Below are 22113 nucleotides of genomic sequence, written 5' to 3'. Positions count from 1 at the left end.
GGGTTTCAACCATCTGCCTGGAGATGGCTCGCCCTGCCGCCCTCAGAGGGCCGGCGTCACGCGCAGGTTGTGGAGGCTTTTCAACCGGCTCTTGATCGCTGCGGCCTTCATCTGCATCCACTCGGCAAGCGACCGCGCCCAGACCCCGCCTCCGGTACAACGGGCGACCACCTCAGTCATGTGCGGCGGCCAGGAATATAGCTTGACGCTCGTGTCGGCCGGCGCAACCCTGAAGGGCCAGAGCAACGCCAAAGCCTTGGGCATCGGGTTGTCTCCCAAAGGAACGCCGCCCGGCAAACTGTTTTGTATCTACTGGGATGATGGCGAGAATCCACTGCCCACGCGTAGGGACAACACCAACGGGACGGCCGGCGCCATGCCATACGGTAATGGCAAGACGGTGGCAGGCAAAGACGTTTTTGAAGACTTCTTCGCACAGGTGCCGTGCGCCCTCGGCGCCGAGGCTACCGCCATCCTGGCTCAGGTGAGGAACGCCAGATATGAGACGTCTCTGGGTCAGATCAAAGCGGCGCTCGGCAGTCAGGGCATCAGCCTGGACGTGCGGACTTCGGGGGCGGACGAAGCGCAGATGTTTGCCGGTTTGGCCGACGCCAATGGGTTCGCCGCCGCCGTACACCGCTACGCCGGCAGCGCGCCGAGCAGTGGGGGCAGCGAGACCCCTCCCGACCGAAACCCCCATCCCAATGATCCACAGCGAGAAGATGAGCGGCAGTCCTGGACACGCCAAAAGGAGGACCTGGAGAACCAACTGGCGAGGTCGGAGAACGCGGCATACTTTGCTTGGATCATGGTAGCCCTGCTGGCGATCATCATCGTGGCCGTTCTCGCTTACCTGCTTTATGACCTGCGGGTGAAAGCCGCCGCTAAACGTGAAGCGTTGCTTAAGCCGACCCAGCCGGGGGCCGGCGATAACGGCGCCCTGATGGACATTCTTCAGAAGTCACGCTCCCAGTTTGAAAGGGTTGCCCCTGAGTACAGAGCACTGATCCAACCCAAGCAGCCGCAGGGCCCGAAAGGGAAAAGTTACGACGAGATGATCAGAAACCTGATCTCTAGCTCGAACCAGTGCTCAACTGAACATAAACACAAACTACTCAGCCACCTGAACAGGATGAGGGAAGGCTTGGGCGAATTGCTGGGGCAGTGTGACCAGCTATACCGTCAAACGCAAAACGTTCAGCCCGCCGGCGCCCCCACTCGGACTGGCGAGACGCAAGCGGGTGTTATATCGGGCGACGCCGAACCCCCGACCGGCGCGCAGACAGTGGGGCCAAACATTGGCCCGCCTCAGGCCGAACTGACCACAGCGATAGAGAAGATGCATGCAGTCCTCATGAGCGGTTTTGACCGACTCAAGGATGGCCAGACGAAACAGCAAGCCATGCTGCAACAGATCACTGGCCAGGTGGCCGGGGCCTCCGACATTCGGGAGGGGCTGCGTCATTGCTGGAGCTTGTTACGCGATGAGCCATTCGACGAGGCCAACTCCCGCCAATTGTTCGTCGAGATCAATAAAGCCCTCCAGTTTTGCCAACAGTTGTCCCGGCAGCTCGGGCGCGAGGGCCGGGACCTGTCTGAAATGTTGAGCGACATCACCAGCCTCAGGACCCACCTTGAGGTCATCCGACATCAGTACCTCAGCGAGACAGTGAATAAGTTTGCATCCCCGGAACAGATTGTCCTCGCGCTCAAAATTAAACTGCAAGACGACGCGGGCACCCTGAAAAGGCTCAAAGAAATGAGCGCCTCTTTCGACGGCGAGGACGTGTTCCAAGCCATCCCCCGCCTCTTGAATGAACAAAAGAACTCGCTGACCGCGCTGAAAGAATACGTCAACCCGGCGTCCAGCCTGGCCGAGGCGGTACGGAAGGTGGGTGAGCAATACACGGCGATAGCCGGACGAGTGCGGGAGGTGCTGCCTGAGGCGCAAGGCCCCGTGGCGGAAAGAGTGCAGCAACTGGCGGCAGGATACTTGGATCAGAAGGAGCGGCGGACACGGGCCGAAGCTGAGCGGATGGACGCCAGGGCCTTGGCTAAAGAGGTCGCCGCTCAACTCCACTTCAACGCCGATCACTTAGGCCGCGCGACCGACCCCATTGACCTCTTGCGCCGCCATTTGTCGAGAGAGAAACAGACCGATGTCTATCAGCAACTGCGCATGGGGCTTTCTGCTGCGCTGATCACGTTGCAGAAGGCACAGCAGATCGATCAGGCGGCCGAACAACGGATGGTCATCGATGCGCTCTACGTCGAAGCCGTTCAGGAGGGGCTCACCAGGCTGCTCGATGAAATGGAGAAATACCTGGACGACGAAGAGTCACCGACGAACGGTAACTCCGGGTCGCCCTCGTCATCCTCCCCGACAGAGGACTCGGCAAGGAAACGCTACAAGGATCGCCTGTGGGAGAAAGGGCTTTATAAGGCGCTGAACGATCAATGGCTGCACTTCCTGTTCAGGGCCGACTTACTGCTGCGCACCTACTTTCCGCAAAGGCCGGACATGGTTTTCTTACAAGAAGCCGTTTCGCTGGCCGGCTCGGCCACGCGAGTGGCGCTTTACGAACTCGGCGTCGAGGTGATGAGGATCGAGCTGTTTGAGCCCCTGCCAGAGGGGATGCCGAATGACTCGGTCTATTCCGCCCTGCGGGAGCTGCCGGCGGTCAGGGAAAAGATTCTCAAAGAATTGCGCCACCACAGCGGCTTCATCATTGACGTGACCGCGTTCCCGATACGGGTTAACGGAAAGCCGCTCAACCCGGGCCGCGCCGTGCCGGTTAATCCTTCGACCTGGTTGCAGAACTGATGCGGTCACTTTTTAAATCCCGGAGGAAACAGTCGTGAAGCTGATCATCTGGTTAGCGATCATTTCGGGGCTCCTGCTGGCCGGGTTCTTAATCCTTCGCCCGGTGATCGGCGAGATGGGCAAGCCGATACCGCCCAACGTGCGGGGGCGCGCCAGTAACCCGGTGCCTGATGGGACCCTGGGGCCCGCCGCGTCAACAGGAGGCACAGGGAGCGGCACTCCTACCACGGGGCCGCCGCTGCCGCGCCCGTCAGCGGCAGATGCCGCGAAGCTGGGCATCACTCATGCCGAAGACATCGAACAAGCCATCCTGGCATTGGTCAACGAAGAGCGTCTGAAAGCGGGGCTGAAGCCGGCATTACAACCGGAACCGACGCTGCAAGAAACGGCGCGGAGCCACAGCGACGACATGTTTATTCGCAATTTTTTTGACCACAACGACCCGGATAGCCTGTCGCCGGCTGACCGCATTGCCATTCGCCACCGGCAACTGATCGGCTTGACGAACGAGAATATCTGGCAGAGGGCCAACCTGGACCTGAGCGATAAAAAAAAAGTCGCGAGGCAAATTATGGATGACTGGATGCATAGTCCGGGCCACCGCGCCAACATTCTCAATCCGGCCTACACACACCTCGGCGTCGGCGTCTCGGTCAAGGGCAACGACGTGGAAGCGACGCAGAATTTTGCGGCCATCCGTGCCGAGACGGACCAGCCGGTGCCTTTACAGGTACGCGCGGGTGAGAGTTTGAGCCTGGTGGCTACGCCGGTCAGCCCGACGCCCAGGCCCGAACAGTTCGAGTTCTTCTCGTCGGACCAGGGGCGAGCCGTCGGGGCCGCGCAAAAGATCGCCGGCGGCACCGCCAATGTTCCGGCCGGCGTCTACAAGCTGCGGTTCTACTTCCCCAAACACGGCGGTTATGACATCTACTGGGGGCCGCAGATTCAAGTGCAGTAAGGCGTCACAGTCGGAGATGGTTATGGACATGGAAGCCGCTCGTCAGGCGCTTGCCGAGGCGATGATTTTCAGGCGCGGGTCGGACCCGGCGCAACGCGAGAGGAGTAGGGAGTTGCTGCGCCAGATCGTCCGCGAGGCCGAGGGAACGCCGCAGGCGAAAAAGGCGATCATACTGTTAGGCGATGACTTCCCCGAATCGGAGAGTCCCCGCGACCCGGAATTAGAAGAACTGTTGACGACATGGAATGGCATCGAGGGGCTGACCGATCACAGGCTGCCGGACTTCCTCAAGCGACTGGAAGCCTATCCCGGCGTCGCCGTGCCGTTGCGCACGGAGGTCGTGAACCGCCTGCGGAAGTGGCTGTCCGTGGCGCTTGAGCGGGTCGGCGAGCAGGCCGAAGAAAGGCCGGCACTCAATGACTTCATCGCCGTGGCTTCCGGCGTCTTGGCTTACGAAGAGATACCGGAATTCATGCAGTTGTACGACGTGCTGTTCCACTTCCGCCTTCAAGAGATCGCCGCACAGGTGGAGGAGGCGTTGCGGGCTTGGAAGGTTGACGAAGCGCAGCAGACGTTAGACGCATTAGGGCTGGTGCCCGACGGATTTAAGGCAGAGATCAAGCGGCTCCAGGAGGAGATTGACCGGGTCGATCATTTGCGTAAGGGCGTCAATGAATGGCTGTCGCACTTCCCCGGCTCGCCCCCTGACAGTTGGACGGAGGTCCGCTTAACCGTCGATCTGCTACAGAGAGCGCAGGCATGTCTGGCCACCGCGCCATTGCCCCTGGAGCGACAACGCCAGTTGCTTGAGGCGCGGGATTATTGGCGGGCGACGGCCCAAAACTTTATCCGTAAACAGGCGCTCGTTGCGGTGACGCTCGACGCATTGCGCCAGTTCTGGACACAGTTCGCGAGTCTGCCTCTGGACGAAGCGCGGTGGGAGATGGATGAGAGCTGGTTCCAAGCCGGGCTGGCGGCGATCACCGCCAGCCTGAGCCGCGAGGTGGATGCGGCAGTCACCGCAGATGATTTGATGCTGCTCATCAGCCGCTTGCGCATGCACGCGCTTGGCTTACCACCGATGGTCGGCGCACGCGTAGAAGAGGTGGCGGGCCAGATCAGCCAAATGGCAGCCGTCTGGAAGCAGATGCAACGAGGCGAGCCTTTCGAGTTTCCCGCGCCGGAGCAGGGCAATTTGAAACTGCCGCCGGCCTTCAGCCATGAGGCTGAGCAATATAGAGGATGGCTCGATCTGGTGAACGCGGCGCTTAGCCTCTTCAAGAGCGAGACGAGCCCGCCCTTACAAGTCTATGAGAACGGCCTGCGAGTCGCGGAAGAGGTACTTTCACAACTGCCGCACCATGCCCTCGCTGAAAAGCTGCGGGCCGAAGCGAAGCGCAAAATCGTCAATTACCATCTGGACGACGCGCTGGCTCACTGGGATGTCAGCGGCTTCGTCGAACTGGTTGAGCGCACCGCGCCGGGAGAGATTTATACCGGCTTGCTGGCTAACAAGAAGGAGATGCTCGCCCTTGGAGACTTAACCTACCGGGAGAATTTTTCGACCTGGCGTGATGCGGCAAAATGGTGGGCCGACTGGCGCGCGAGCAAGAGTCAGTTTGTCGGGGCAAAGCCGGATTCCCTGCGGCTCGCACTGTTGCAGCAGGAGGAGCAACGTCGGACGGCTTGGTACGCAGTCCTTGAGGCGTTGCTGAAAGACGAGTTGCCGCCGCCGGAATATCAAGCGGCTGCCGCCTCCCTCGACGGCGAAACCGATCCGAACCTGGAAACCTACCGGCACGACCTGTTGCGCCAGGCGACTATCGGGCGGATCAAACAGAGCATCCGGGACGGACAGTTTGAACAGGCGGAGTTGGAACTGGCCGACCTCCCTGCGAACAGCACGGAGGCGGTGCGACTCAGGACGCAGTTAAAAGTTGCGCGCGCGCGCGCACGCGGTGGCGGCGCGACTGCGGAGGTGATTTACACCGAGTGGCAGAACATGCGAGCGCATGTTGAGGGACCGCACGGCATCTTGCTCGAAACGATTCAGCAGGTGTGGGAGGCGGGCCGGCAAGACTGGCTGGCCAAGCTCAAGCGAGTCCTGTCGCAAGAGTTATCCACCAACCTCAAGGGGGCTGACCCGGCTGTGGCCGCAGACCTGACGGATTGGGAGGTTTGGCTGGGCATCGAGCAAGCCCTCCTTTCGACGTGCCTCGCCCTGGACGTCAAGCGACTGGCAGATTACCTGCGAACCGCTAAGCCTGACGGCTTGCTGAACCAGCGGTCACAGAAGCTCGTCAGCCATTGGCAGGCGCAGAAGCAGACGGCCATGCTCGCCTGGAGCTACCAGGCCTTTCGGCGTAAAGGCGTAAACGCCGGCTTATCGCTCGACCCGGCTGAAGACCTGGTTGCCGAAACCGATGGCGTTGCCGAACAGGTTTTGACTCGGCTCGTTACCGAATCCGATTTGCGCCGCGGCGACCTGGAATCCTTGTACGGGTTATTGAAGCAGGAGGAGAAGAAGTGGCGAGACCTCGAAGATTTTCTCAGCTACCTGCCGCAGGTCATTCACCGCCAGCCGTCCGCGAAGTTCCGGCAGTCGAAAGCGGCCCTGGAGAATGTGACTAAGGCGCTGGCCGACGTGGCCTATCTCAGAGACGCCGACTTGCGGCAGGAAAGCAACCGCGCGCTTTTTGAGGAGACCGGCGCGCTTGTCGGCCAGTTCGCAGGCGTCGCGGCGAAAGCGGCCTTGAAGAAGGAGCTGGCGCGCTTAGAGAAGCTGACCGGCCTGCGCTTCCTTGAGCTGCGCATTGAGGAGGCCGCCGAATGGTGCGGCAGCGAGGAGCCGATCAGGGTCCTGGAGCCGGGGTATTTCAGTGAGCTGGCCGATTGGGTTGATCAGTTGATCCAACGCTTCGCCGAGGCCGAGGCCGAAGGCGGCAAGATGTGGCAAGTCGTTTCCGATGATTGTTGCGACTCCGTTTACCGCCGGGCTTGTATCTTGCGCGCCTCGCCGCGCCCGCCGGACTTGAAGAGGCTGCTTGCCGTACTCAAAGAGCTGCACGACGAGGAGGTGAAATTCTCGATAGCAATAGACGAGCTGGAGGATAGAGAAAAACAGCCGAAGGTGCCCGAAGGCAGCGAGTTCGACCCCTTGCGGCATGAAAGCTATCTAAAGCTGATCCCGGACGAGCGCCCCGGATCACGGAAAGTCTACCTGCGCTTTCACCGCTGCGCCCAGCAGCATCCCATGCCGACCATCCTTCAGCGCAGTCGTCGGCACCTGCCCGAATGGGTGCGTGACGAGTACTTGGAGAAAGGAGTGCCCCAATGCGCAAAGCGGCGTTGACCCTGTTGCTCCTGTTGATCACGCTCAGCGGCGTCGGCAATCCGCAAACGGCCGGCAGCCCACCGCCGGGCGGCGCGGCGGCGCACTTCAGCGGCCTCGACGCGACGATCTTGATCGACCAGTCCTCCAGCATGTGGAAGTCGCCGCAAAACGACAAGAACATGCATCGTATCGGGCAGGTGAAGAACCTCGTCTACCGGCTGGCGGAACAGGTCGAGGGCACCGCCTTGATCCACCGCCTGTCGATCATTGACTTCGGCGATACGGCTTCCGTGTCACTATCCAATTATGGCATTCGCTACAACCCCGCTGATCCTGGCGGCGCACTGCGCGACGCCAAGGCGGTCATCGAGCGCGTGGTCACTCCCCATGATTTGATCTATACCAACACGCCCGATGCGATGCGACAAGCCATCAACGAGTACGACTTGATGGAGCGGTCCGGGCCTTTGCCGGACCGGCGGCGCGTGCTGCTCTTGATCACGGATGGCCGCCCGGAGGTCCGCGGGACGAGGCTCGAAGACCTGAAGGCGAGCATTGCCAGGTATGCTCAGGAGCTGCGCGACCGAAAAGTCGGCATCTGGGTGGTCGGGATTAACGACAGCCTTAACTACTGGAACGAAGGCGACGGGGCATTCTGGGAGAGCATTGCCGGCGCCGGGCGCGCACGCTTGGCGGAAACCGCCTCGTCCAAGGTCTTCACCATCATTCAGGGTATCGTCGATGAGTGGCTCGGCTCTTCCAGCTCGCCATTCGCCGGCGACGAGTACGCCTGCCCGCCTTACCTGCGGCGCGTCGTTTTCAGCGTCAACCTCGGGCTGCCGAGGTCAGCCATCGGCATGGTTGACCCAGACGGTAACGACATCCCGCTGTCGTCCGGCGGCGCTGGCGTCATCCCCGGAACCTTCGGCCGCTTTGTTGTCGATGACCCCAAGCCCGGCACCTACAAGCTCAAACGCGACCCATCGCGCAGCTACACGCCGCGGGTTGAGTTGACTTCAGCCAACATTCAGCGACTGTCGCCGGCCAGAGTGGCCGGCATGGAAACCCCTGCGCGCTTCGTCTTCCAGGCGACCGACAGCGGCGGAGTGCCGCTCCAGATGCTCTCGGAATACCCTATCGACGCGTCGCTAGTGGTCACGTCGCCGACCGGCGCAGTGACCGAGATTAAAACTGCGTTCCAGGGCGATGGCAAGTTTGTCGCCGAATGGCAGCCGCCGCAACTCGGGACGTACCGCGTGCGCTTGAAAGGTCTGGTCAAACTCAAGAGCGGTGCGGACTATGATGTCTTTGCCGACAACGCCTCTTCTTATGATGAAGTCCTGGAAGTCAACGACCTCCACCCCTTCTTTTTGCAGCTTGACGACCCTGACCCGGTCGGCGGCATTCGCACGATGAAGCCGCAGTCAACAGCGACGCTCGTCCTGTCGCTGCTCGATGCCAGGCACCAGAAGGTTAGTGATGTGTCGAGCACGATCAAAGAGCCGGCGACCTGGCTCGCCTTGCAGTTGCTCGACAAGTCGGGGGTCCCTCTGCCCGGAGCGCCGACAGCGCTTGTGCCGGACGCGGACGGGCGGTTCGTAACTGCGGTCCCCGTGCAACTCGACTGGCTCAAGGGCGAAGGATGGCTGACGCCCGGACAGGTATATTTCCGCGTCCTGGCCCAGCCCAATCGCCTGTCTGGGGCGAACTACCTCGACTCTATTCAATTGCCGGTCGAGGCAGAAACCCATCGGGTCGGAGGCGACCCGCTAACCGTAGGCCCATTGAGCGTGCGCTTTTCCCGTTGGATTCTCTGGAGCCTGTCATTGCTGGCTGTGGCCGCGGCGGTCGGCGGTCTGTGGGTGATGGCGAAGTGGGTTCTGCCGGGAAGGCGACTGTGGTGGAGCGATTACCGAAAGGGGCGCACCGTTATGGTCAAAGTCTACGACCCGGACATTGATCCGGACGGCTATAGCGCCAAGAAGTTCTCCGCCACCTCAGGCAGTCGCTTCAACTACGACCGCTCGCTCAGTGTGGCGATTGACGGCCAAAGTTACATCGCAAAAACATTCCGAATTTATCGCGCGCCGCAGACCGACCGGGTTGACGTAGACGTGCGCTATAGCTGGCAGCATGACCCGAAGACCTTTCACACGGTCAGGCTTTACAAAGACCAGGTCGCCCGGTTGATCGGCTTGCCACAAGATAGCTTCGTGATCCGCTTAGAGGAGAAGCCCTAGTGTCGTCAAACGCCGATGAGGCCCTAGGGCCTGTGGCCAACGCGCGGCAGCGGTAGAACGAGTCGACAGCTTTATTAGAAATCAGGAGGAAAACGTCATGGCAATGCAAGCACTGGTAATGGGATTTGGCGGCACCGGCGCGCACATCCTCACCGCTTTGAAAGAACTGACCGTCCTTAAACATGGCAAGGTGCCTGAGACTATCAAGTTCCTGCTCTTTGACACCATCGCCGATTGGGAGCCGGGCAAAGCCGTGCAGATCGTCGGCGGCGCGGCGGAAGAGAAGATCGCCAAGAGCGAGGATGAGGCCGCTTCTCTGGACCCGGACACGGAGTACTTTCAACTGGCTGACTTCCAGCCCGACCTGAAGACCCATGTCTTTGATTACCTGTTAGCGGGAAAGCCGGAAGAATATCCTCATCTGAAGGATTGGCTGCATGCGCCGTGGTTAAGCGAAAACGTCCCCCCGCACCAACTCGCAATCACCATCGGCGCGGCGCAACAACGCCAGATCGGGCGTTTCGCCATGTTCAAGAACGCCAGCACCATCGTCGCGCGACTCAGCCCCATCATCCGGCGTTTGAAGGAACAGGCCGCCGGCGCAGATGTCAACGTGTGGCTCATCAGCTCTGCGGTAGGCGGCACGGGGGCCGGGTGCTTCATCGACGCCGCTTACCTGACGCGGCTGGCCGCGAGCTCGGCCGGGGTCACCAACGTCAAGCTCACCGGCGTCATCGTGTTGCCTAACGTTTATTCGGGCGTGGCGGGAATCAGCCAGGCGCGCGGCTACAGCCTGCTGCGCGAGCTGGAGCGCGTGCAGGAGCAGGGGATTTCGGCCAATGACCGCTATGTGGACAGGAATCGGCAATTAGTCTCTTCGCGAGTCATCTACGACAAGAGCGAGGTCCAAACGGCAACGGTCAAGAGCCGTCTGTTCGACGACCTGTTTTATCTCGGCAGCGACTGTCCTACTGAAGAGGACCGCAAGAAATTTTTCACCTCTGTCGCCAGCGCCATTGACCCTTACCTGGACGAGAGTTCCGGGCCCCGGCTGTTGGAATGGGCGGTCAACGATACGGCGGCGGCTTCAGCCTTTGGCGCGGCGCGCATCTACGTGCCGACGGAGACCTTCGCCCAGAAGTTCGCCTGGGAACAGGTTGCAGAATACTTGCGCCGGGCCGCCGCCCCGCAGGAGAGCGGTGATCGGGTCGTCAACTTATCTTCGGGTTCGGAGCAGGATCGCCAGGATAACGCCACCAGCAAAGTTAAAGGCTTGCTCAAGCTCTTTGAGCAATTGCTCGAACAGGAGTCAAAGCCTGAGCGGGCCAGGGAGGCGTTCGTTCGCAACGAGCTTGACGCCCGCCAGATCGTCACGCTCTGGTACGAGTTGACCGGCAGTAATCGCACGCCTCAGGAACAGGCCGTGCTGCTGACCTACGTAGACCCCTTTTATTCTTTTATCGAAGCCGACCGGCCCGCGGATGTAAAGGAATGGGAGACGAAGACCTTCAAAGAGAACGAGCAGACCAAGGGGGTCAAGGAGAAACAGGAAGACTCCAAGGCGCGATTTGCTGACCGGCTGGAGGAAATCAAAAAGCGCTACACCAACATGGCCGGCGGCGAGCGCACCTTCGAGAAGGGCCGCCGTTACGTGCTCAACACCATCTCTGAGATTTTGCAGAAACGGGCGGATGCCTTGTTCGTCGAAGAGCTGGTTAGGAACCGCACCCAGTTCGCGCAGAATGCGAGCACGCCGGATCAAGGCACGGTACTGACGCGACTGTACGCGGAAGTCACCTGGATGTTAGGCGACCAAGGGCCGATGAGAAAAATTCACGAGATCGTCGGCCAATTCGTGGCGACGCTGGCGAAAGAGGCGGCTGATCGGAACAACCGTTATGCTGCCGGATTGCAGGCGCTACGGGACAGCAGAAAGTCCGGCCTGGGGTTCGGCGTCTGGGTGGAAGGCTCGCAGCAAGCCGCGCGCATCCAAAGCTCCGAATACATCCATTGGTTTCAAAAGTACGAGCTGCTGAAGGATATGCAGCAGATGGTCAACAATGTTGAGAAGCGGCTGAAACAGTGGGAGAGCCTGCTCGGCAGATTGTTCGACAACCTGGTGCGCCGCGAAAGGGGGCGAGACAGCGAGCCCTCGGCGCTGTTTACGGTCACGCAGATCTACCTCAAAGGCACTCTGGAAGAGCGACTTTACCGCGCGGCGCGCAACCGCAGCGCCCTGATCAGCCTCGGCAAGGACCCCGACCCGGAGATGCACGGCTTTCAGGAGCAATTGCGCAGTGAGTCGGCCACGGGGTTGGCCGAAACCTTGTTAAGAGACTCGCACTGGGAGGCGGGCTTGACCGCCGAAGGGATGCCGGAACTGACTTTGGTCATCGAGAGTGATGGCTTCGACAATAGGCGGTATAAGGGGCGGGAAATCCGCGACATTGTCCAGGACCTGTACCGCTACTTCCATCGCCAGATCGACACGAAGCTAGCCAACACAGACATCTTCAAATACCTGCTCTGGCTACAAGACAATCGTGATATTAGCACGGCTCAGGTTGCGCAGTTGCTGAACACGGAAGCTAACGCGCTCATTAACGCCGGCGGCGAGCCCGAAATGCGAACCCTGGTCTATAAAGAGCCGAACGGCACGGATAAGAAGAACCTGGCCGAGGCCATCGTAGGGCGGCTCAAGCCGCTGGCGGGGGTCGAGACGAGCTACTCCGACCGCAACGCCATTATCTTGATCAAAATCAAGAAGCCCGGCCTTGACGAGATTGTCGATATCCAAAACTGCTGGCTCGATTACTTCAGATTGCGTAACGCGCAACTGGCCGGCAAGGAGAGACACGACAATGAGCTGAAGCGGGCCCTCGTCTTCCACCCATTCCGCCAGGAGATGGAGGCGTGGTATATCGAGCGGTACTATAGAACGAAGGCCGGCACCGCCGACGTGCGGACGCTCCGGCCACGTGTCGTGCGGCTGCTGGAATACCCGGAGATGATGCAGCATTTTGTCCATGGCATCGTCACCGGCGCTGTCGAGTACATAGAGGACCGGGGCTGGGTCTGGCACGGGTCGAACGAGGATGTTGACTTAACCAGCGAACGGGAGAACCCTAATGCCGACGTGATCAGCGCGGCGATTTGCTTCGCGCTCAAGCAGGCCGAGGGCAGACCGGACGGGCTGAAACGTATCGCCCCGAAAGACGCGGAGCGCAGTGTCATCAAGAAGGCCGAGCAGCATAACAAGCCACTCACTCAACTGCTCAAGGAGTACATCCCGGCCAAGTTGGACGAGTTCCTGAACAAGCACGCCCCGACGGATTTGAGAGAGCAGTTGAAGATGGTCTTTACCTTCTACTGCGACCCCAGGATTCGCACGGGCTTGCAGCACCGCATGAACTTGGATTAGCGCCGCGAAGTCGTCAGGGCCGAAACCGATGCGCTTGAGGTTTGAACTATGGATCGCAAACGAAAATTCCGCCTGGGCTTGATCATCCTGCTGCTGACGCCCTTTGCTGTGCTGTTGGGCTTTGCAGTTTATGTCTACATCGTCAACGCACAGCCGCAGCTCGGCGATTTGCAGACACGCGTCTCCCCACAGGTCGTCATGCCTTGGGGAGAGGCGACCTACTTCGTAGCTTTCGACGGGCATAAGCCGACGGCTAGCGCGCCTGCCCCTTTGCCGCCGGTTGATATCGTCTTCATGGTGGATGAGTCGGGGTCTATGATCATGACGATCAAAGATATGGCCGCCGCCGCACGCACCGTCACCCAGGAGCTTTCCAAAGAGCAGCCCGGACGTATTCGCTTCTCGGCGATCCGCTTTGACACGAGCGCCCAGGTCGAAGTGGATTGGACGGAAACCCCGGAAAAGCTCGCCGAGGGGCTCGACCGTATCGCGCAAACGGCCAAGGGCGGCGGCAATGATAGCCGCCAAGCCTTTGACAAACTCGACGAGGTGTTGAGCCAGGCCAGGGCGGGAGCCAACAAGGTCATCATCTTTTACACCGACGGCGCCATCGCGAGCTGTAACGGCTGCATCCCCATGTCGGAGGATGAGATACGCGAGGCCGCCAGAAAGCTGCGCGACGAGCAGCATGTTGACATCTATTCCGTCGGCCTGCCCGGGGGGAACTCGGATTCGCTGATGATCGACGTGACGGGGGATTCCTCGCACGTCAAGGACCCGGTAGACAGCAAAGACTTTGCCAACATCTTTCGCGCCGTCAAGGTTTCGGTTATGCCCGGCCTGCACGAAGGCACCGGCGTGTTGTCGCATCGGTTAAATGGCAAGTATTTTTCGGCACCGCTCGGCGGCACAAGCTGGACGCTTAATCGCAGCGGCGACTTGAACCTGCTGATCAACCCCGTCCCCGAAGCCCCTGCGACCTATGCCCACCCCCTCGTGCCCCTGGCGGCGGGCTTGTGGCGTGTCGGTGTTGAGCCGCCCACCCTGAGCCTGGCGGATAAAGAAGGCAAGCTCCATATCTTCACCGCCCAGCACCGCCCGGCACTGCTCAAGGTCACCTGGCTCTTTCTATTATTGATGTTCCTGCCCGCCTTGCTCTGGAGTCTGGGCCACCTGCAACCCCGCCAGCGCCCGATTCAGCCCCCGGAGCGTGCGACGGTATTTCCGCCCCTCAACTCCCCGACCTTGCCCTCCCCTTTGCCCGCTCTGCCGAGGCTTGCCATCGAGCCCCTGGTGCCAATTCCGACCCTGTTCATCGGGCTGGGCGGCGCCGGGCGGCGGGCCGTGCAGGCCGTGCGCGCCGACTTGAAGCAGGCGCACTGCGGGCAAAGCGGCGAGCCCTATCTCTTCTTATGGGTTGATACGGATACGCAAGAGACCGAACGTGAGTCGCCGTTCGAGGATTGGGAGGGCTATCAGATCGAAGCACTGGTTGCACCGCCCCGTGTGCGTCAGGTCGAGTCGTACCTGCCGGAGCCTGCGCGACTGCCCGACCACTTGCTGTGGTTCGATGCTTACTTCTATCGCGAAGCCTCCAGCGAACAGCTTAATTTGTCGGACGGGGTGAAGGGAGATCGGTCGCTGGCGCGCCTGGCCTTGTTTCAATGGCTGGCCCAGCCAGACGGCCTTCGGCCTACACTTGAGAGGAAGGTCCAGGAACTGGCGTCTTTGCCCTCCGCGGATGGCCTGCGTCAGGTCGTTGTCTTTGCATCTGCCGATGGCGGCGTCGGCAGCGGCTGGTTCCTCGACTTCGGGAGATTGCTGCAACGCCTGGGGCGGCGGCTGAATAAAGGAACGGAGGTCCTGCCGGATGTCATCGGCGTCCTGTGCGATGACCCCCTCCCGCCTCATGCCAAGAACCGGCAAGCACTAATGATGGAGTTGGAGACCACCATGAGCGCCGGCAGGTTCCCACAGCGCACAGTCTATCTGCCCGATGATCCGGTCCTTGATCAAAGCGATTCGCAGAGCCCATATCACTGGGTATTCACGACCTCAGGCGGCGACAAGAACGCGCTCGCGGCTCAGTGTGGTGAGTTCGCTTCCACTCTGATTGAGCGCGCGCCGCACGTCACGCTACTTGAGCAGGCGCGCGTGTTGTCGTCGGGCACTGCCATTGCCGCGACCATCCACAGTGCGCATGTCCTGCCCACATTAATTTACGATCAGGTCCGCTGTGAGCTCTTCCTGCGTGTGCTCGGCCCGGACGTACTGCTGGACGTCGTTGGCGACGCAGAGGGCGGATTAAGGCTCAAGCCGGTTGCTACGGAAATGGTCATCCAGCATTTAGATGACTGGGCGCGTTCAGAAGCGAGCGGCAGCCCTTTAAAAGCCCTCTTGCTGGCCGCCGTCCACCCTACCGCAACCGCGAATTTTATCGACCTGGTGCAGCCGCCCCCGCCTGCCGCATTGGAGTGGTTCGGAAATGCATTCGCGGGCTCAGTGACGCAGCGGTTGCAGGGGCAGGGCGAGGTCAATGACATAGGATGGCAGCGGCTCTGGATGCCCGGCGAGGCCGTCGCCACCTTGCGCTTGCTGTCACAGAGGTTGCGCGGGGAGGTCCAGCCGCAACTCCATTCTCGCGCCGCCTCCGCGCCGGTCAGAGAGATCGTCGATCACGTAGCCGGCCTTGCCGAATCGGCAGCGGATGCGCTGGAGGGGTGGGTAGAGGCATTGTGTCAGGCGTCTGAGAAAGGCGAATCGGAGCGCCGCCGCCTGGAGCAGACGCGCCGCCGCCTCGTCCAACTCCAGCGGCGCATTTACCTCGGCACAGAGGTGCGTCCGGACCTGATTGAGAAATGGGGGCGGGCGGGGTTGGAGACCTGGCTCGGCACTGCTGACACCATCGCTGCCATCCGCCAGCGATTATTTTTCGTCGTCACTGCGAACGGGCCACAGGCCGAGGTGATGGTCCGTTCCTGCATCGAAGAGCCGAAGATTTTCACCACCGCTGCGGAGTTCATCAATGCGATAGGCCGCCTTACGCGCGCTCTGGCGCTGACGGTCCCGGCAACACGTATCGGCGGCGCGCTGGCCGATACGGACCACCCGCGACGGCGCAACATTGCCGAAGCACTGGTGCAGACCCAGACGCATCCGCGGCAGGTCTTACTGGTCTCTCCGCAGACGACCGGCTTGAATCGCGACGAGCAGGAAGCGTTGGAAGCGTTCACGCGGCAGATCCCTCAGCCCTCGCACCATGTGTCACGGCGGCACCAAAACGGCGACGATCAGTCGGCCATAAGGCGTATAGAGCTTGCGGAGGTCGTCGCTGATAAAACCGTTTCGGCAGACCGGCAGAATCCATTCATCGAGATGACAGACAGCATCGCGGAAACCTTGCGCCGCCGCGCCGAGAAGAAATATAGAGTCATGGTGGCAGCCTTCCCGCCGCGATTACGCCTGGCCCTGGCGAACCCCGCCGCTTTCCGCTCTTTCGCACGCGCCTATAAAGCCGGCCATATCGTGCAACGGGAGGATGAGAGCGGCCGGGAGCAGTGGTTCTTCACCGGCACCACCCAGTTCCTCACCTATGGGCGAGAGCAGTCTCTTGCGTACGCTGCCGCAAACTATTCCCGTGACGTCGTCAACCCGCAAGAGACGTTTATGGGCGCGGCGACGAAAGGAGCGTTCGAGAAGCTCAAGCAGTGGAGCACAGGAAATCTCGCCTCGGATGAAGACGTCTGCACGCTGGTTGCCATAGATGTGTATGAATAGTGTTATTCCGAGGGCAGGCGCGCAAGCAAAGCGGTCGAACTCACGTTATTTTAGATGATCGCCCGCTTTGAGTGGGCGCCTGATTAGTTCCGAATCGTGCCGTCTGGCAAGGTGGTTTTTTCCAGGTGCGCCTTGTCGAGTTGCATTAGCGTCACGTTCGCCCCCGTCAGGTCGGCACCCTGAAGGTTGGCTTTCTCTAGTACCGCGCCGGTTAAATCGGCCTGCCGAAGATTAGCCTCCCCCAGATTGGCGTAACTGAGGTCGGCATCCCTGAGATTGGCTTTATACAAGTTGGCTTCAAAAAGAAAGGCGCCCCGCAACATAGACTGCTCCAGATTAATCTCATGCAAATCGGCGCGCGGCAGGCTGGTCGAGCACAGATCAACTTGGCGAAAATCGGTGCCCCGCAAGACGACGCGCGTATAGCCGGCGAGCAGCTCTGAGTCACTGAGAAATCTGAGCAACAGGCTCTTCAGAGGCGCATCCAACTTCGTCAAGACCTCCATCGTTCGTTCCTGCACATAGGCACGCGCGTCAGGCTCAGACAGCCTGAGCAGACGCAGCTTGATATCCTCGTGATATGCGGCGAAGGCGCGTTTGCGGTCTTCTGGTCCGGGCTGCGTGTAATTCACCGAGATGAACCAGGCGACGGAAAGCATGATAATCATCAGGAGAATACTTCCCGACGCCCCCACGAATATGTCTGTAAAGTTAGCCGACTCGTTGGTAAACGCCCGCTTGCCGGTAAGCAGAATGATGCTGGCCGAGGGCAGCGTCCATAGGCCACAACCTAGCCCCCCGAGCCTCAAACACCCCACAGACGATTTGGCAAGCAGCTTGTCTTGGCGGAACTGCTGCCCGAACAATACCTGAATGCGCCATCCCAACAAGGTGAGCATAACGGCGATGATGAGAAATATACTGGCGGTCAGGATGGCCATTTTCCGATTCGTAGCGCCTGGCTGGCCGAACTGCGACATATCGAACGTGGCGGCTGCGAGCGTAAATAAGACCCCGGCCACGAGTACGAATCCCGCCAGGACGTAACACACAAAGGCCACGATGCGCGCGACCTTCCGGTGAGGGTTTATGTCAATCACTATTCCTCCGAAGGTACTTCCGGCGAACTATGATCGCTGCTACACCCAGGCCGGCGGCGATCAAAAGGAAAAAGCCGCCGGCCAGAAATCCTGCCAAGCGGTTGTTCAACGGGTCGCCCGGCTGCTGGGTGCCGAGGAAGGGCGTAACCATGGCGACGACCGCCAAAAGGGCAAAAAACAGCGCCGCCAGGGTTAAGATGAAGAAGATCAATTTCGGCGAGACGCCCGGCGGCGTGGCCGGTAAGACCAGAGCCGGGTTTTTATCATCGATCCCTTTCTGCTGCCCGGCAGGTGGCGCGGCTCCGTTAGGGTGGATGTGTTCGGACAGCGCCTTGTTCAACCGCTCCTGGTATTCAGACGTGGGTAAATAATATCGCTCCAATCCCTGAATCCGATTAATCGTGTCTTGCAGCGGGGAGGGGAATTTGACCTTCTCCCAATAGATATGTACGAACGGTTTGCCGACGTTTAATGCCGCATGCACCTCTTGCATAACGTGACCGGACCGCACCGCGGCTCGCGTCATGAAGACGATGAAGCAAGAGCATTTGGCTATGGCCTCCTGGATGACTTCGTTCCAGATGTAGCCGGGAGTAAGCTCCCCTATGTCATACCATATCCTGTAGCCCAGGCTTTCGATGCGCTTGATTTCGGGGCGAACGGCATCAATATCTTCGCGCGCGTAGCTGACAAAAATGAAAGGCTCATCGGATCGCAGCATATGCACTGGCCTGCCGACACCGGAAACCAGGTGTCAGTTGAGAAGAGATAGCACGAGCGCGCTCATGATCCTGATAATGGCGACGGCCAACGCCACCATGACCAGACCCGCAGCGAAGATGGCCGCTAGCCAGGTGAAAACAGTCATGACCTTATTCAGCATGGTGTTCGGCGGGCGCGGTATGTCGATATTGAGCGCGTTGAGGACCGGCCGCAGCCTGTCAACCGTAACGTCTCCTGAGTGGGAGATGAGTTGGCCGATCAGCTCGTCGGGACGGCTGGCCTCGCGAACAAAGTAAGGATTCCAGGAACTATCGAATATCAGATACAGGGGCCCCTTCAACCGCTCCGGTAACCTTTGGTCAGGGTGGATTCTCTGGAAGAGGCTGCGGAACTCTTCATACACCTTCTCTCTACTCTTTTTCCAGCCTCGGAAGTGGAGATAAAAAACGACCCGCTCGGGTGAATCCTGCTGCAAGACCTGCTCGACCTCCCAGCGGATGCTTGGGGCGCGGCCTGGCCGTACGATGACCAGCTTGGCTTGTGCCATATACCTTAAAATCTCCTGCTGCCAATCACCGCCCGCATAAACTCGCGAGGCACCAATCGGGCGCAGCCGCTCGTTTGGCTTGCCGAAGGTGATGAAATCACCGACCCGCTCGAAGGCATCTTTGAACGCTTGCTCTTTGCTGATGTTGATGACCAGAGGCGCAAAGCTGAGTACCCACCACACGCCATCAAGCATACCCGTGTAAACCAGCGCGCCAGCCGAAGCGCCCACGAGCAATTGCAAGATATTTCGCGCATCCAGTGCGAATGGGCGTAAATAAAGAAACAGCATTCTCTGCGAGCTTTTTGCCGCCTCCTCCGTGCGGGGCGCGGGCTCCGAGCCGAAGATCATCGGCCACAGGAAGAACAGGATTCCACCCGCGGAGGCAAGAACGCCGAACACCCACAAAGGGATGCCGGTCAGGTGGGCGCCGAACACGCCCCATTTCGTGGCATACGGCCCTTCGGCGCCAGCCAGCATGATCAGTAGAGCCGAGCCCTGGACAAAGCTTCCTTTCGTTATTCTCTTAAAGACGTTCATGATGCTCGGCTCAAGAAATAAATAGCGGCCCAGGCCCCTTCCGGCTTCCTCTGTTTCGTTGATGCCCTGCCGGGTGGCCGCAACCTGCCTTCAGCGATCCGCCCAGGGAGGCCAAACCACTTTCACCACAGTCCCGCGGCTGCGGGCGTACGTCACGACGTCACCAGTCCCCCCCTTACCTCTGGCCGGCTTCCCGTCCCAAACCGCGACCAGGAAGTCGCAACAATCCACGACACGTTGTCCCGCCGCCAGATACGCCTCTTCGCTTGGCTCGGGATAATTCAACGTCTCAACGTCTTCGGCGCGGCTGAGGAGCAGGTGATAGCGTTCGCGGTCATCATCCTCTGTGAAAGCCGTTTCGTAGCCTTGGCAGGGGATGATGACGTGCAACTGGCCGCCGTGCTCCAATATAAGGGAGGCGAATAACTGGTCGGCTCCGGGGGCCAGCGCGGAGATTCCCACTAGCCCGTCGGTTGCCTCCGAGATGATCTCCGCGAGGCCACTTTTTACATAGGCGAGCGCCTCCGGCGGAATATCCTGATGGCCTGACAACCCAATCTTCATAAGCGCCCTTCTTTAGCCATTCGCCAGTAATGCCTACCCAACGGCGTCAGCCGGCATTTCTTTTTCAGCATGGCCGCGTAGTACATATGCTCGGTCCCGACCGGCTCTACCAGCTTTGCGGCGCGGCATTTCTGAAGGATGGCAAATATAGCTTCATGCTCTTTATTTCTCGGCCTGACGGACGGCTCGTAAGAGCGATCCAAGGGCAGCGAGCTGTCCTGCCTCTGAAATATCTTCGGCAGAAGTCGCACCTCGGCAATCGGCACCCAGGGAGAACATAGCCGCAGCTCGTGAAGCCGGTCTACATTGGATTTGAACATGGGACGCTGTCTCCACGGCCCGAACGATTCTGACACGTAAGTGAAGACGCTGGCGACGGTCACTTTCCCAAGTACGTCAGCCGCGCCGCTTTTAAGCGCCTCGCACAGGTAAGACGAAAATAGGCCCCGCCCCTTTTCTGTCTCCGCGGCGGTCTGGTCACCCCGGCTGGCCGAGAGGATGGACACCCCCGAGCGCAGAGCGGCGACGTTGCTTCCCAATTGCGGGACGCCGCCGGCCCCGCCCGCGTAACAGCAGTCGAGGATGATCAAGACCTCTTGTACCTTGGAGTCCTGGACCAGGCCAAGGATGGTGGACAGTGCCATTCCCAGCTCTGGATATGCGCCATCTTGTGTAGCGATGACGACGTCACTCTGCTTCTGCTCGCCATGCCCCGCGAAGTAGAACAACGCCACGTCCGCGCCGGGCGCGAACAATGCTTTGAGGTCGGAGAGTAAGCTGCGGCGGTCCACCCGGTCCTTGGGTGCTTTCCTCACTTGACAGTCGAAGTTGGGGGACCGGTTCTCGTTCTTCGCGAGCAGGGGGTGAAGCGCGTCGACGTCGTTGACACACCCCTGCAAAGGCGACATGTTGTCATAACGGTCGATTCCGACCAATAACGCACGTTTCAGCATTTTCATAGGCCATCAATAAAGTCGGCGATACCCTGCCAAGTCCAGGGAATGATGCGGTAGCCATTCATCTCGACAGGCCGCGTGTAATCGTCTTTGTAGATCCACAGACCGATCATCGGCTTGCCTTCTTCTTTGGCGCAGTTTATTTCCCACGTCTCGCCGCTTGAATTTAAAGTGTTCTTGCTGATTAAAGCAATGACGCCGTTCGAGCGACGAATGCGGGTGCGGACCCGCTCCTTCCAATTACTTTCATAGCGTTCTTTGACTGATAGGTCCACGTACTCGAAGGGGCACTTCGTGTTCAACGACTGCCCTTTGAGTAAGTCCCTCTGGTGCTCGTCCTCAATGGGGAATGCTACAAATATTACTTTAAGGTTGGCCATCTCGTCCTCCTTTGTGCAGCGCGTCAGCCGGACAAGCCCGCCCCTCTCGTAGAGCGCGACGATGAGCCTGGCGAACGGCTCAGGGGCGGCACCGGCGCATAAACCCATACTTAAGATTGATGCAATGAAAATTATGCATCAGCGTGCTCGGCGATGTCGGAGAGGCCTTCAGGAGCCTTTCATACTCCTGGTCGCATTCTCTCCATTCTTTGTACAGTTGACCGCACTCCTGGCCACCTGCGGGGCCGCTCGGGGCGGCCGGGCTAACTCGTAGGAATTCCCAGGGCGTCTCCGGCAGCCCTGGCACCGGCGTGAGCATTTCTTGTTCGGGGAGATTGACCTTGAGCTTCTCGCCGCGCCCTAGCTGTTCAGACACATCCTGCCAAAACAGGATGGAGGCACGGTAAAACTTTGCCGCCTGAACGGCCCGCCCCCTTTCCATATCTCTTGCGTGTTTGTCGTTAGAGTTTATATAAGAGGCCAGGATTTGCAGGGCGGGCGTTTGCGCGAGAATGAATGAATCAGCATGTAAACGGTAAAGCGTTGCCCAGGCATGCCAGGTCTGAGCGTCACTGTACCGCCCCGCTCTCTGAGCGCTCTGCTCCTTTTTTTCGATGGCCTCTGCGACCTGGTTCAACACCCACGAGGCGGAAGGCTGATCCTGGGCGGGTCTGGCGCAGACGGTCGCGGCGATGACTGCGCCAAGCATGGCGAGGGTGACAATTCGTCCAACCGTCATGAGCTTTCCT

13 protein-coding genes are annotated in these 22113 nt (G+C 59.9%); 6 read left to right on the top strand and 7 right to left on the bottom strand.

Features of this window, described 5'->3' with window-relative positions; translation table 11 throughout:
• Window positions 1-202 precede the first annotated feature (202 nt).
• From VJ464_17585 to VJ464_17560, 6 genes are all read left to right on the top strand, one after another.
• Window positions 203-2824 (top strand): hypothetical protein, encoded by a 2622-nt coding sequence (locus VJ464_17585; GenBank protein ID HKQ06946.1) that lies wholly within the window; start codon window positions 203-205, stop codon window positions 2822-2824.
• Window positions 2825-2858: 34 nt separating this feature from the next.
• A complete protein-coding gene (locus VJ464_17580) occupies window positions 2859-3782 on the top strand; it encodes a CAP domain-containing protein (protein ID HKQ06945.1) in 924 nt (307 codons plus the stop codon).
• A 22-nt stretch (window positions 3783-3804) separates the two neighbouring features.
• Window positions 3805-7134 carry a hypothetical protein gene (locus tag VJ464_17575; GenBank protein ID HKQ06944.1) on the top strand — a complete coding sequence of 1110 codons (3330 nt, stop codon included), beginning with the start codon at window positions 3805-3807 and terminating at the stop codon, window positions 7132-7134.
• Window positions 7116-9356 (top strand): VWA domain-containing protein, encoded by a 2241-nt coding sequence (locus tag VJ464_17570; GenBank protein HKQ06943.1) that lies wholly within the window; start codon window positions 7116-7118, stop codon window positions 9354-9356. Before VJ464_17575 ends, VJ464_17570 begins: the two co-directional genes overlap by 19 nt.
• Before the next feature lie 97 nt (window positions 9357-9453).
• Window positions 9454-12777, top strand: coding sequence for a tubulin-like doman-containing protein (locus VJ464_17565; GenBank protein HKQ06942.1), 3324 nt, complete (start codon window positions 9454-9456; stop codon window positions 12775-12777).
• 78 nt (window positions 12778-12855) lie between these two features.
• Entirely contained in the window at window positions 12856-16554 is a 3699-nt protein-coding gene (locus VJ464_17560) for a VWA domain-containing protein (protein HKQ06941.1), read from the top strand.
• Between the two features lie 83 nt (window positions 16555-16637).
• On the opposite strand, the gene VJ464_17555 is transcribed toward VJ464_17560, so the two are convergent.
• The 7 genes from VJ464_17555 to VJ464_17525 all read right to left on the bottom strand — a co-directional run bounded on the left by VJ464_17555 (window position 16638) and on the right by VJ464_17525 (window position 22103).
• Window positions 16638-17654: a pentapeptide repeat-containing protein gene (locus VJ464_17555; protein HKQ06940.1), complete on the bottom strand. Its 1017-nt coding sequence runs from the start codon at window positions 17652-17654 to the stop codon at window positions 16638-16640.
• On the bottom strand, window positions 17647-18375 hold the full coding sequence (locus VJ464_17550; GenBank protein ID HKQ06939.1) for a toll/interleukin-1 receptor domain-containing protein: 729 nt from the start codon (window positions 18373-18375) through the stop codon (window positions 17647-17649). The genes VJ464_17555 and VJ464_17550 overlap by 8 nt, the downstream gene beginning before the upstream one ends.
• A gap of 33 nt (window positions 18376-18408) precedes the next feature.
• Window positions 18409-19464 (bottom strand): hypothetical protein, encoded by a 1056-nt coding sequence (locus tag VJ464_17545; protein HKQ06938.1) that lies wholly within the window; start codon window positions 19462-19464, stop codon window positions 18409-18411.
• 90 nt (window positions 19465-19554) lie between these two features.
• Complete coding sequence (locus tag VJ464_17540) at window positions 19555-20028, bottom strand: hypothetical protein (GenBank protein ID HKQ06937.1); 474 nt, start codon at window positions 20026-20028, stop codon at window positions 19555-19557.
• Window positions 20025-20987 carry a caspase family protein gene (locus VJ464_17535; GenBank protein ID HKQ06936.1) on the bottom strand — a complete coding sequence of 321 codons (963 nt, stop codon included), beginning with the start codon at window positions 20985-20987 and terminating at the stop codon, window positions 20025-20027. The genes VJ464_17540 and VJ464_17535 overlap by 4 nt, the downstream gene beginning before the upstream one ends.
• Window positions 20984-21364, bottom strand: coding sequence for a TIR domain-containing protein (locus VJ464_17530; protein HKQ06935.1), 381 nt, complete (start codon window positions 21362-21364; stop codon window positions 20984-20986). Before VJ464_17530 ends, VJ464_17535 begins: the two co-directional genes overlap by 4 nt.
• Window positions 21365-21443: 79 nt before the next feature.
• Entirely contained in the window at window positions 21444-22103 is a 660-nt protein-coding gene (locus VJ464_17525) for a hypothetical protein (protein HKQ06934.1), read from the bottom strand.
• Between the last annotated feature and the right edge of the window lie 10 nt (window positions 22104-22113).

The sequence above is a fragment of the Blastocatellia bacterium genome, from assembly GCA_035275065.1.
Classification (GTDB): Bacteria; Acidobacteriota; Blastocatellia; order UBA7656; family UBA7656; genus DATENM01.
Note: the sequence above shows the minus strand (reverse complement) of the source record. Positions and strands in the feature narration are given on the sequence as shown.